Below are 12,514 nucleotides of genomic sequence, written 5' to 3'. Positions count from 1 at the left end.
TGTGCGCGGGGTAGGGTGATCGACGTGAAACGGCCCGAGCGCTGGAACGCCCTGCTGGATCTGCTGACCAGGGACGGCAGGATCGATGTCGAGGAGGCGGCCGCCGAGCTGGCGGTGTCCGCCGCGACCATCCGGCGCGACCTGGATGAACTCGCTCAGCAGCAGATGCTCACCCGTACCCGGGGCGGCGCGGTCGCGCACAACCTCTCGTACGACCTTCCGCTGCGCTACAAGACGGCCCGGCGCGCCTCGGAGAAGCAGCGGATCGCGGCCGCCGCGGCCCGGATGGCCGAACCGGGCTCGATCGTGGGCCTCAACGGCGGAACGACCACCACCGAGGTCGCCCGCGCGATCTCCACGCGCGGGGATCTGTCCACCACGGGCGGCGGCCCGGCCGTCACGATCGTCACCAACGCCCTGAACATCGCCAGTGAGCTGGCGGTGCGCCCCCAGGTGAAGATCGTGCTCACCGGCGGGGTGGCCCGGCCGCAGTCCTTCGAGCTGATGGGGCCGCTGGCCACCGGGGTGCTGGCCCAGGTGTCGCTGGATCTGGCGATCCTCGGCGTGGACGCGGTGGACGCGGTCCAGGGCGCGACCGCCCACCATGAGGGGGAGGCCAGCATCAACCATCTGATGGCGGGCCGGGCCGCCCGGGTGGTGGTCGTGGCCGACAGCTCCAAGCTGGGCCGCCGGGCGTTCGCCCGGATCTGCGCGCTGGACGAGATCGATGTGCTGATCACGGACACCGGCGCCGATGGGGAGCTGGTCGCTCCGTACACCGAGGCCGGTGTCCGCGTGATCAGGGCCTGAGGTCTGGCGCGCTCACGCCTTGGCGGCGGCCAGCAGGGCGGCCACCCGCTCGACGGCGAAGGCGTAGCCCTGGACACCGCATCCGGCGATCACCCCGTTGGCCAGCGCGGAGACATAGGAGTGGTGCCGGAACGTCTCCCGCTGGTGGATGTTGGAGATATGCACCTCCATGATCGGCAGACCGTCGCAGATCGCCAGGGCGTCGCGCAGGGCGACGGAGGTGTGCGAGTAGCCCGCGGGGTTGATGATGATCGCCGCGTGGCGCTCCCGGGCCTCATGGATCCAGTCGATCAGCTGCCCCTCGTGATTGCTCTGCCGGCAGTCGGTCGTCAGACCGTGCGGCGCGGCCGTCTCGGCGACCAGCTTCTCGATGTCGGCCAGGGTGTCGGTGCCGTAGATCTCGGGTTGCCGGCGGCCCAGGAGGTTCAGGTTCGGTCCATTGAGCACCATGATCGTGGAACGGTCGCGCACGGGGGTGGTCGCCATGGCGTGGTGGTCCTTCCTGGGCGTTCGGCTCTTCGAGGGGGCGGTTCACCGGGGGCACCGACTCCCGCGAGGCATCGTAGATCAGGGATATGACACCACGGTGGACGGCACGGTGGAGGTGCCCGAGGTGGGAGATCCGGTGTCATTGATGACGCGCTCGTACTGGCCCTGGCCGCCGAGCGAGACGACCAGCAGATTGTGGAACTTCACCCCCGAGTTGTTCGGGGCGGCGAAGCCGTGGTGCTGCACGATGCTCGGGTCGACGTTGTAGTAGCAGTAGCTGCCGAGCCCCCATCCCTCGTGCGTGGTCACCGAGTCCGCCACCTTGTAGGCCGCGTAGCCCTTGATGGAGCCGTTCTGGATGGCCGCCTGGTTCGGGGCGTCGTACGCCTTCTCGTTCTGGAAGAAGATGGTGCGGCCGCGCTGCCCGTACCACTCCACGTCGTACTTGTTGAAGTGCTCCACGAAGAGACCCGTGGCGAGCACATCGTCGCCGTTGACCCGGACCCCGTAGTCGGAGCGGTTGGTCTCCCAGCCGACTCCGTCACCGTGGTCGGCCCGCCAGACCCAGGTGTGGTCCACGATGGTGTGACGGCTGTTGATGACCATGCAGGTGGTGGCCTTGCCGGGGCCCGCGCCACCGATGCGGATGAACACGTCCTGGACGGTGGTGGGGTTGGCCGAGTGGTCGGCGGAGGCGCCCTGCGGACCGACCTCCAGCAGGGTGGCGGAGTTGACCGGCCCGGCGTCGATGAGGAAACCGGCCAGCCGCACCCCGTCCACATCGGCCACCTTCATCGCGGTGACGCCGTTGTCGGGGATGAGGGTGGCGTAGCCGAGCCCGAAGACGACGGTGTTCGCCCGGTTCACCTGGATCGTCCGGTCGAGGTGGTAGATGCCCGGGGTGAACAGCAGATGGAGCCCCTGGGTGAGCGCCTCGTTGAGGGTGGCCGCGGTGACACCGGGCTTGGCCACGTAGAACTGCGACAGCGGCAGCGAGGTGCCTCTGGGGGTGCCGTTGCCCCAGGTGACGCCGCGGGCATTGGTCCGCTTCTCGGGCAGGAAGACCCGGTACTCGTTCCCGTTGAGGTACAGGAAGGGCTTCTCCCGGGAGATGGGGGTGTTGTTCAGCGTGGTGTACGGCGGGTTGGGGAAGCTCTGGCCTGGCGCGCCCTCCACACCCGAGAACACCATGTTCCACACGCCGTTGAGCCAGCTGCCGATCGCGCTGTCGCGGGTGTACCACTGCTGCTGGGAGTACGGCCCGACCTCGCCGTCGATACGGCTGTCCGCGATGTAACCGCCGCTCGCCCAGCCGTAGCCGTTGGGGGCGAGGTTCAGCCCGCCGCGCACATGCATCCGCCGGAAGGGCGCCGCCTGCGCCACCGCCCAGCGGTTGGTGCCGTTGACCGGTACGACCGCGAGGTTCTCCGCCGAACGCCAGAAGTTCTGGGTGGCATTGCCGTTGAACCACCCGGCGTCCACCGTGATGTCGCCGTTGATGGTGGTGTCATCGGGGGACAGCCCCAGCCCGGCGATGGAGGTGTAGAAGCCGATCTGGGCGTTGAGCCCGCTATAGCTGCCGGGCTTGAACAGCAGGGCGTAGCGCCCGGTGCCGAACTGCGCCGACTCCTGCTTCTTGAACACCTCGTCCAGCTTGGCCTGGATACCGGCCGTGGACGGGTCGAAGACAATGACATTCGGGCCGAGGTCGCCGCCGCCCGGCAGGGCCCGCGGGCTCTTGCTCCGGCCCGCGGGCGCGGCGGAGGCGGGAGTGGACAGCCCGGCGAGGGCGGGGGCCGATGCGACGGCCGCCGCGGCGCCGAGTACCGCCCTGCGGCCGACCGCGGAGCGGCCGGAGGAGGAGGGCGTGGGGGAAGGTGTCATGGGGGCGTCTCTCCTGGTTCAGTAAATGAACGGGATGGGGGGTGAGGGAGCGCTCTCTTGCCGTCGCATGCTTCAGCCATGTGAATGACTCGTCAAGAGTTGTGACCGCAGTCCTTACATCTTGTTGCCTTTTGAGCGCCAATTGACCTGGTAAATCCGGTGGTTCGGGCGCACTTGGGGGAGATTCGCGGGGCCGTGCGTCCAAGGTCGTTGTGTTCAAGAGGTTAGGGGAGTCGGCGTCTGATCCTTTCCGTTCGGTGCCTTGACACCTTCACGTCCCCGCCCGGACACTCCCATCTTGGAGAGCGCTCTCCAATTGTTGTCACGGGCCTTTGACGGTCCGTCATGCGGGCGGCCCGGCCCGCACCCACGGCGCCGCGAATCCTCGCCGTGCACGGCCGCCTGGCCACCTTCACCCTCTCCATGTGGCAGGAGTCCCCATGGCACGGAGATCGAAGATCGTTTCAACCACTCTGATCACAGGCGCGCTGCTGCTGACCTCGCTCGGGCTCGGTGGTATCGCGATGAGCGCCGAAACGCCCCCGGCGAAGTCCGCGGGCGCCGGTGTCACGGCGGCCCACGCCGGGCACACCATGGCGGCGTCGTCCGCCTCCTCGGCCGAGGACCCGGACGGCGACGGCTACATCCCCGCGAATCCGCCGGTCACCGGCGTCACACCGTCCACCAAGGAGCCGCCCCACCGCTACTTCCACGAGTTCCAGGCCAACTGCTCGGTGAGCCACACCAAGGCGGACGACCCCATCGTGTATCCGCAGCAGCCGGGCGCGTCCCATGACCACACCTTCATGGGCAACACCACCACCGACGCGGCCAGCACCACGGCCTCCCTCGAGGCCGGCCGCACCACCTGCAAGGCGCCGGGGGACAAGTCGGGCTACTGGATGCCCACGCTGTCAAGCGGCGACAAGCCGGTGCTGCCCATCGGCCCGCAGACCATCTACTACAAGGCGGGCGTGACCGACTACACCAGTGTGCGGCCGTTCCCGAGGGGTCTGCGCTTCGTGGTGGGCGACCCGATGCAGAGCGCCGAGGAGTTCCGCCACCACCCCGGCTTCGTCGAGGGCTGGGAGTGCGGCGACAGCTTCTTCAACATCGAGTTCCCCAAGGACTGCCCGAGTCGGCCCGAGGTCCAGCTCAACATCCGTTTCCAGGCGCCCAGTTGCTGGGACGGCAAGTACCTGGACACCCCCGACCACCGCAGCCATATGGCGTACCCCGTGGTCAACCCCGGCACCAACAACAACGTGTGCCCGGCCGACCACCCGGTCGCGCTGCCGATGATCGAGTTCAAGATGGCCTTCCCGGTCAACGGTGACCTCTCCAAGGCGAGGCTGGCCAGCGGCCCCAGCTGGTCGTTCCACTACGACTTCTTCAACGCCTGGGACGCGCCCACGCTCAAGGCGCTCGTCGATCACTGCGTCGTCGGGGCGCTCCAGTGCGACGCCCGCGGCTACGACCAGACCCACCCCGAGGCCGGAGCGGCCCTCGACGAGAACTACGAACTGCCGTGACACGTACGGCCCGGCCGCCGCGCACACCGTGGCGGCCGGGCCGTACGCACCCCACCCCCCCCGACACACCGAAAGACACCACCATGACCCGGACCCGTACCGCTCCACGCCGTATCGCGGCGCCCCTCACCGCCGGGCTGCTGGCCGCCGGTGCCCTCGCGCTGCCCGGCCAGCAGGCACACGCCGCCGGAAGCGTCGTCAAGGTGACCGGCGCCCAGGGCGACTGGCGGCTGACCGTGGATGGCCAGCCGTATCAGATCAAGGGCCTGACCTGGGGCCCCGCCATCGCGGACGCCGGACGCTATATGCCCGATCTGAAGTCGATGGGCGTCAACACCATCCGCACCTGGGGCACCGACGCCACCAGCAAACCCCTCTTCGACTCCGCCGCCGCCAACGGCGTCAAGGTGATCGCCGGTTTCTGGCTCCAGCCCGGTGGCGGTCCGGGCAGCGGCGGCTGTGTGAACTACCGGACGGACACCGCCTACAAGGACCAGATGCTCGCCGAGTTCCCCAAGTGGGTCGCCACGTACAAGGACCACCCGGGCGTGCTGATGTGGAACGTCGGCAACGAGTCGGTGCTCGGCCTCCAGAACTGCTACAGCGGCGATGAGCTGGAGCGGCAGCGCGACGCCTACACCACGTTCGTCAACGACATCGCCAAGAAGATCCACGGTGTCGACCCCGACCACCCGGTCACCTCCACCGACGCATGGACCGGCGCCTGGCCGTACTACCGGAAGAACGCCCCGGACCTCGACCTCTACGCCGTCAACTCCTACAACGCCGTCTGCGATATCAAGGCCACCTGGGAGCAGGGCGGTTACACCAAGCCGTACATCGTCACCGAAACCGGCCCGGCGGGGGAGTGGGAAGTCCCCGACGACGCCAACGGGGTGCCGCAGGAGCCCACCGACCAGGCCAAGGCCGAGGGCTACACAAAGGCGTGGAACTGCGTCACCGGCCACAAGGGCGTGGCGCTCGGCGCCACGATGTTCCACTACGGCATCGAGGACGACTTCGGCGGCGTCTGGTTCAATCTGCTGCCCGCGGGCCAGAAGCGGCTGTCGTACTACGCGGTGAAGAAGGCGTACGGCGCGGACACCTCACGCGACAACACCCCGCCGGTCATCTCCTCGCTGGCCGTGGACGGCGACCCCGCCAAGGTGGAGGCGGGCCGTGATCTGAACCTCACGGTCAAAGCCACCGACCCCGACGGCGACGCCATCTCCTACCAGGTGCTGGGCAGCACGATGTACCTCGACAAGGACAAGGGCCTCATCCCGCTGCCCACCACCGACCTCGGCGGCGGCCGGCTGAAGGTCACCGCGCCGGACCGCCCCGGCGTGTGGAAGGTCTACGTCAAGGCCACCGACGGCAAGGGCAACGTGGGCATCGAGACCCGCTCGGTACGGGTCGTTCCGCCCGCCGTGAACGGCACCAATGTGGCCCTCGGCAAGACGGCCACCGCATCCTCGTACCAGACGGGCAGCGGCGACTGCCCCTGCACCCCCGCCAACGCCGTGGACGGCAAGGCGGACACCCGCTGGGCCGCCGACTGGAGCGATCCGCAGTGGCTCCAGGTGGACCTCGGCGCGTCCACCCCCTTCACCCATGTCCAGCTGGTCTGGGAGGCCGCCTACGCCAAGGCGTACACCATCCAGACCTCCGACGACGGCCAGAACTGGCGCACCGTCCGCGAGGTGACCGACGGCAACGGCGGTGTCGACGACTTCGACGTCTCCGGCACCGGACGCTACGTCCGTGTCCACGGCACCGCGCGCGGCACCGGCTACGGCTACTCGCTCTACGAGTTCGGCGTCTACCGCTGATCCATGGCCGGCCGGAGCACGCCCATGCGCACCCCGGTGGGGTCGGGAGAGCGCTCTATGCCCTCGGCGCGCGCTGCCACTAGGGTGCGGGCATGAACCGACAGGCCCCGACCTTGGAGGATGTCGCCCGGGAGGCCGGTGTCTCCCGGGCGACCGTGTCCCGGGTCGTCAACGGCGTCCGCAATGTGGATCCGGCCATCCAGGACCTGGTCCGCCTGGCGATCGAGAGGACCGGATACGCGCCCAACCGGGCGGCCAGATCGCTGGTGACCCGCCGCACGGGCACCGTGGCGCTCGTCGTCTCCGGGGCCGGGGACACCTCGGAGCAGGAGCAGAACGCCTTCGCCGCGCGGGTGTTCGCCGATCCGTTCTTCGGCCGGGTGGTCGGTGGTGTGGTGGGTTTCCTGCGGCCGCGCGCGACGCACCCGGTGCTGATGTTCGCCGAGTCCCCCGAGGCCAGAGGGGAAGTACTGAGGTATCTGCGGCAGGGAAACGCGGACGGGGCGCTCGTGGTGTCCACCCACCCCGACGATCCGCTGCCCGCCCTGCTGGCCGATGCCGGACTGCCCGCCGTGCTGTTCGCCCGGCCCGTACGGCCGGTCGCGCTCAGCCATGTGGACCTGGCCCACTGGGACGGTGGCCGCCTCGCGGCCGAGCGCCTGCTGGCCCGGGGGTGCCGGAAGGTGGCCACCGTGTCGGGGCCGTGGGCGGTGGCGGCGAGCCAGGAGCGGCTCGCCGGGTTCCGCGACACCATGGCCCGCGGTGGCCATCCGTATGTGCCGGTGGCCGAGGGTGGCTTCACCCTGGACAGCGGGGTGGCGGCGATGACCGGACTGCTCGCCGAACACCCCGATCTGGAGGGCGTGTTCGCCGCCAACGACCTGATGGCCCAGGGGGTCTGCCAGGTGCTGAGGGAGCGCGGCCGAAGGGTGCCCGGCGATGTCGCCGTCGTCGGCTTCGACGACTCCAGCGTGGCCGCCACCTGCCGCCCGCCGCTCACCACGGTCCGCCAGCCGGTGGAGGACATGGCGGCGGCCATGGCCCGGCTGCTCGACGAGCACATCCGGGGCCTGCGCGACGAGCCGGCCTCGGTCCTCTTCGAACCGGAGCTGGTGGTACGGGAGTCGGCGTAGCCCCCGTGCCGACGTGTGCGTAGCCGCTGTGCCAGCCGTGTGCATGGCTCCCGCGCGGACCGTGTACGCAGCGCCCGCGCGGGCCGTGTACGTAGCTCCTGCGCTCACCGTATGCGCTGCCCCTACGCCAGCCGTGTGCCCAGGGTGGTGCGCCATGCGGGGGACGGCTCCGGTGAGGGGCTGGGCGGCAGATGGCGCCCGCCGCGTGCGAAGAAGGCGGCCAGCGGCAGAATCGCGGCGCCCACCGTCACCGCGTCCGGCCCCAGCGCGCCCAGGTCGATGCCGACGCGTCCGGAGGGGTACGGCAGCGCGTAGGACAGCGCGTGGTGGCGCACCGAGTCCAGGAAGCGCGCGCCGAGCTGGAGACCGGCCCAGCCGCCGACGAGGATGCGCTCGGGCTGGAAGAGGTTGATCAGGTCGGACAGCCCCGCGCCCAGGTACTCCGCGGTCTCGGCCAGGACGGCGGCCGCCACCGGGTCCGGGGCGGCCCCGTCCGGGGGGTAGGCGGCGGCCAGCATCGCCGTCAGGGCGGTCTCCTCGTCGGTGTCGGACGGCGGCTGCCCGCCCGCCTCCTGCCAGCGCTCCAGCAGTGCTTCGGCGCCCGCGTACGCCTCCAGACAGCCCAGCGCCCCGCAGCGGCACCGGCGGCCCCGCACCCGCACCGTGAGATGGCCCCATTCCACCGCCCGGCCGCGCTCCACCTCCTCGGAGACGACGCAGGCGCCGACGCCCGAACCGAAGAGCACGACCACCGCGTTGCGCGCACCGCGCCCGGCGCCGAACCACATCTCGGCCTGCCCCAGCGTCTTGGCGCCGTTCTCGATGAAGTACGGAATCTCCTCGGGGAGATCGCCCGGTCCGCGCAGCATCCGCTCCAGCGGAACCGCCTCCCAGCCGATCGGCTGGCAGTGCACCACCGCACCGTCCTCCTCGGAGTGTTCGACGATGCCGGGCACGCCGATGCCGACGCCGAGTATCCGCTCGGGGGTGAGTCCGGCCGTGTCCAGGACCTCGGCGATACCGTCGCGGATATGGCCCGCGATCAGCCGGCTGTCGTAGCGGTCCCGGTGCCCGTCCCCGCGTGTGGGCAGTGGCCGGTCGGCGCTGGCCCGCTCCGCGAGTGAGAGATCGAACAGCTCGACGCGGACCCGCGTCTCGCCGACATCGACCCCGATCATATGGCCGCTGTGCGGGGTGATCCGCAGCAGGGTGCGCGGGCGGCCACCGTCGGAGTCGACGCTTCCGGCCTCCTCCACCAGACCCTCGGCGAGGAGCTCGGCGACCACGTTGCTGATGGAACCTGAACTCAACCCGGTCGCGGGGGCGAGCGAGAAGCGGCTCATCGGCCCGTCGAAATACAACCGGCGCAGCACGGCGGCCCGGTTCTCCCGCCGCAGGTCACGCACCGTACGGCCGTTCTGCTCTGCCACCTGGCCTCCTCAACTCGCCGCTTCGCGCCGCGCGATACCTCCGCCGGATCTCTTGACGCGACCTTCTCTTGAGGTTTAACTCACGTCCTAAATTAAGCCGTGAGCGGTTTCGGGAGTTGAACGCGGTTGGCGCGCCCGTGGCCCTTCTTGGCATTCACCACTCCCGGAAGGGACACCAGGAGCCATGCGCAGCATCCGAGTCGCGGCCATAGGCGCCGTCACCTTGTCACTCGCCCTCGCCGTCTCGGCCTGCGGAGGCGGTTCCTCGACGGCTGGCGGCGGCGGATCCAACGACTCGCCCAAGACGCTCACCTACTGGGCCTCCAACCAGGGCGCCAGCATCACGGTGGACAAGAAGGTCCTGAAGCCCGAACTCGACAAGTTCGAGAAACAGACCGGGATCAGAGTGAAGCTCGAGGTCATTCCCTGGTCGGAGCTGCTGAACCGGATCCTCACCGCCACCACCTCCGGTCAGGGCCCCGACGTCCTGAACATCGGCAACACCTGGAGCGCCTCCCTTCAGGCGTCCGGCGCGCTGCTGCCGTGGGACGACAAGAACTTCGACTCCATCGGCGGCAAGGACCGCTTCGTGGACTCCGCCCTCGGCTCGACCGGTGTGAAGGGTGAGGACCCGGCCGCGGTGCCGCTGTACTCGATGGCGTACGCGCTCTACTACAACAAGAAGATGTTCGCCGACGCGGGCATCTCCAAGCCGCCCGCCACCTGGGACGAACTGGTCGCCGACGGCAAGAAGATCTCCAAGGGCGGCAAGTGGGGCCTCGGCGCCGAGGGCGCCAACCTCTCGGAGAACATCCACCAGGTCTTCGTCTTCGCCAAGCAGCACGGCGCGGACTTCTTCACCGCGGACGGCAAGCCCGACTTCACCTCCGAGGGCGCGGTCACCGCGATCAAGGACTACGTCGACCTGATGGCCAAGGACAAGATCATCGCCCCGGGGAACGCCGAGTACGCGCAGAACCAGTCCCTGAGCGACTTCGCCAAGGGCAAGACGGCGATGATCCTGTGGCAGACCGCCTCCGCCACCCTCACCTCACTGGGCATGAAGGACGACGAGTGGGGCGTGGCCCCGGCGCCCGTCCGCTCCGGCACCCCCGGCACCGGCACCTCCGTCAACTCCATGGTCGCCGGCATCAACCTGGCCGTCTTCAAGAACACCGACAACCACGACGGTGCCCTGAAGTTCGTGAAGTTCATGACCAGCGACGCCGAGCAGAAGACCCTCAACAAGGCGTACGGCTCCATCCCGCCGGTCAAGGCCGCCCAGTCCGACTCCGCGTTCAACACCCAGGCGACGGCCGCCCTGCGGGACACCCTCGCCAAGAGCGCCGAGGCGCTGCCGCAGGTGGCCGACGAGTCGCAGTTCGAGACGTCCGTCGGCACGGCCGTCAAGGAGCTGTTCGCGGACGCCGCCGCCGGACGCCCGGTGACCACCGAATCGGTGAAGGCCAAGCTGGAGAAGGCCCAGCAGCAGATGCCGGCGAAGTGAGTGCGGACACCCCATGACCACCACGACCGCTACCGCCAAGACAGACGGGCGGACGGAGTCGGCGGGGAGCACCCCCGGGGCGGCGCGAGGCCCGCGCCGCCCCGGGCGGATCCGTCGCATCGGACTGCCGTACCTGCTGCTTCTGCCCGCCCTGGTCCTCGAGCTCCTGGTCCATCTGGTGCCGATGGTGATGGGCATCCTGATGAGCTTCAAGGCGCTCACCCGGTTCTCCATCCGGGACTGGGGCGCCGCCCCCTGGTCCGGATTCGACAACTACAAGATCTCGGTGGACTTCAACGCGCCTGCCGGTGAGGCGCTGCTCCACTCGTTCTGGGTCACCTGCGGTTTCACCGTGCTGTCGGTCGGACTGTGCTGGCTGCTCGGCACCGCCACCGCCATCTTCCTCCAGGACACCTTCCGCGGACGGGGCCTGCTGCGCGCCCTGTTCCTGGTCCCCTACGCGCTGCCGGTCTACGCCGCCGTCATCACCTGGGCGTTCATGTTCCAGCACGACAACGGGCTGGTGAACCACGTCCTCCACGACCAGCTGGGCCTCACCGACAAGCCCTCGTTCTGGCTGATCGGCGACAACAGCTTCATCGCGCTGCTGACCGTGTCGGTGTGGAAGGGCTGGCCGTTCGCGTTCCTCGTCGTCATGGCCGGTCTCCAGAACATCCCCAAGGAGCTCTACGAGGCGGCCGCCCTCGACGGCGCCGGGATGTGGCAGCAGATCCGCCGCATCACCCTGCCCTCGCTGGCCCCGGTCAACCAGGTGCTGGTGCTGGTGCTGTTCCTGTGGACGTTCAACGACTTCAACACCCCGTATGTGCTGTTCGGCAAGGCGGCGCCGGAGGCCGCGGACCTCATCTCGATCCACGTCTACCAGACGACGTTCGCCACCTGGAACTTCGGCACCGGGTCCGCGATGTCCGTCCTGTTGCTGCTCTTCCTGCTCGTGGTGACGGGCGGATACCTGCTGCTGACCTCCCGACGAAGGAAGACGGCCGATGTCTAGCACCTCCCAGGGGGCGCCCCGTTCGCCGATGGCCGCGCCCCGGTCCTTCCTCTGGGCCCGCCGGATCTTCCTCACCCTGCTCACGGGCTTCGTGCTGCTGCCGGTGTACGTGATGGTGTCCAGCTCCCTGAAGCCGCTCCAGGACGTGTCGGGCACGTTCCGCTGGCTGCCGAGCGGGCTGACCATCCGCCCCTACATCGACATCTGGTCGACCGTCCCGCTCGCCGACTACTTCGTGAACTCGGTCATCGTGGCGGGCGCGGCCACCGTGTGTTCGGTGGTGATCGCCGTCTTCGCCGCGTACGCGGTCAGCCGGTACCGCTTCCGGGGCAAGCGGGTGTTCACCGTCACCGTCCTGTCCACCCAGATGTTCCCCGGGATCCTCTTCCTGCTGCCGCTGTTCCTCATCTACGTGAACATCGGCAACGCCACCGGTATCGCCCTCTTCGGCTCCCGGGGCGGCCTCATCCTCACCTATCTCACCTTCTCGCTGCCGTTCTCGATCTGGATGCTCATCGGGTACTTCGACTCGGTGCCGCGCGATCTGGACGAGGCGGCGATGGTGGACGGCTGCGGACCGCTCGGCGCGCTGTTCCGGGTCGTCGTCCCGGCCGCGATCCCCGGCATCGTCGCCGTCGCCGTCTACGCGTTCATGACCGCCTGGGGCGAGGTGCTCTTCGCGTCCGTGATGACCAACGACACCACCCGCACCCTCGCCGTCGGCCTCCAGGGCTACGCCACCCAGACCGAGGTGTACTGGAACCAGGTCATGGCCGCCTCGCTCGTCGTCAGTGTCCCCGTGGTCGCGGGCTTCCTGCTCCTCCAGCGCTACCTCGTCGCCGGACTCACCGCCGGAGCCGTGAAGTGACCGGCCTCCCCACC

The 12,514-nt window shown here is 69.3% G+C and carries 10 protein-coding genes; 7 read left to right on the top strand and 3 right to left on the bottom strand.

The genetic code is table 11. The features are described from left to right. Positions 1-24: 24 nt before the first annotated feature. Complete coding sequence (locus tag NQU54_RS01735; protein WP_257629415.1) at positions 25-810, top strand: DeoR/GlpR family DNA-binding transcription regulator; 786 nt, start codon at positions 25-27, stop codon at positions 808-810. Between the two features lie 12 nt (positions 811-822). On the opposite strand, the gene aroQ is transcribed toward NQU54_RS01735, so the two are convergent. Together aroQ and NQU54_RS01725 are read right to left on the bottom strand one after the other, a co-directional pair. Continuing rightward, positions 823-1,296 carry a type II 3-dehydroquinate dehydratase gene (aroQ, locus tag NQU54_RS01730; RefSeq protein WP_069860494.1) on the bottom strand — a complete coding sequence of 158 codons (474 nt, stop codon included), beginning with the start codon at positions 1,294-1,296 and terminating at the stop codon, positions 823-825. A gap of 81 nt (positions 1,297-1,377) precedes the next feature. Further along, the gene (locus NQU54_RS01725) at positions 1,378-3,183 is read right to left on the bottom strand and encodes a pectate lyase-like domain-containing protein (protein WP_257629414.1); all 1,806 of its coding nucleotides are present in this window, start codon (positions 3,181-3,183) and stop codon (positions 1,378-1,380) included. Between the two features lie 440 nt (positions 3,184-3,623). Here NQU54_RS01725 and NQU54_RS01720 point away from each other — a divergent pair, with 440 nt between their 5' ends. The 3 genes from NQU54_RS01720 to NQU54_RS01710 all read left to right on the top strand — a co-directional run bounded on the left by NQU54_RS01720 (position 3,624) and on the right by NQU54_RS01710 (position 7,680). After that, positions 3,624-4,715, top strand: coding sequence for a DUF1996 domain-containing protein (locus NQU54_RS01720; RefSeq protein WP_257629413.1), 1,092 nt, complete (start codon positions 3,624-3,626; stop codon positions 4,713-4,715). An 83-nt stretch (positions 4,716-4,798) separates the two neighbouring features. Next, positions 4,799-6,547, top strand: a complete 1,749-nt coding sequence (locus NQU54_RS01715) for a discoidin domain-containing protein (protein ID WP_257629412.1) — start codon at positions 4,799-4,801, stop codon at positions 6,545-6,547. A 92-nt stretch (positions 6,548-6,639) separates the two neighbouring features. Beyond that, positions 6,640-7,680 (top strand): LacI family DNA-binding transcriptional regulator, encoded by a 1,041-nt coding sequence (locus NQU54_RS01710; RefSeq protein WP_069860498.1) that lies wholly within the window; start codon positions 6,640-6,642, stop codon positions 7,678-7,680. A gap of 122 nt (positions 7,681-7,802) precedes the next feature. On the opposite strand, the gene NQU54_RS01705 is transcribed toward NQU54_RS01710, so the two are convergent. Next, positions 7,803-9,110 carry an ROK family transcriptional regulator gene (locus NQU54_RS01705; RefSeq protein ID WP_257629411.1) on the bottom strand — a complete coding sequence of 436 codons (1,308 nt, stop codon included), beginning with the start codon at positions 9,108-9,110 and terminating at the stop codon, positions 7,803-7,805. Positions 9,111-9,294: 184 nt separating this feature from the next. Between NQU54_RS01705 and NQU54_RS01700 the strand changes: the two genes are divergently transcribed. The 3 genes from NQU54_RS01700 to NQU54_RS01690 are packed head-to-tail and all read left to right on the top strand — an operon-like array spanning position 9,295 to position 12,500. After that, a complete protein-coding gene (locus NQU54_RS01700) occupies positions 9,295-10,617 on the top strand; it encodes an ABC transporter substrate-binding protein (protein WP_079260010.1) in 1,323 nt (440 codons plus the stop codon). Positions 10,618-10,630: 13 nt separating this feature from the next. Beyond that, positions 10,631-11,632, top strand: coding sequence for a carbohydrate ABC transporter permease (locus NQU54_RS01695; RefSeq protein ID WP_069860501.1), 1,002 nt, complete (start codon positions 10,631-10,633; stop codon positions 11,630-11,632). After that, positions 11,625-12,500 (top strand): carbohydrate ABC transporter permease, encoded by an 876-nt coding sequence (locus NQU54_RS01690; RefSeq protein WP_257629410.1) that lies wholly within the window; start codon positions 11,625-11,627, stop codon positions 12,498-12,500. The genes NQU54_RS01695 and NQU54_RS01690 overlap by 8 nt, the downstream gene beginning before the upstream one ends. The last annotated feature ends 14 nt before the right edge of the window (positions 12,501-12,514 follow it).

The organism is Streptomyces malaysiensis subsp. samsunensis, assembly GCF_024519315.1.
GTDB classification, from domain to species: domain Bacteria; phylum Actinomycetota; class Actinomycetes; order Streptomycetales; family Streptomycetaceae; genus Streptomyces; species Streptomyces malaysiensis.
Note: the sequence above shows the minus strand (reverse complement) of the source record. Positions and strands in the feature narration are given on the sequence as shown.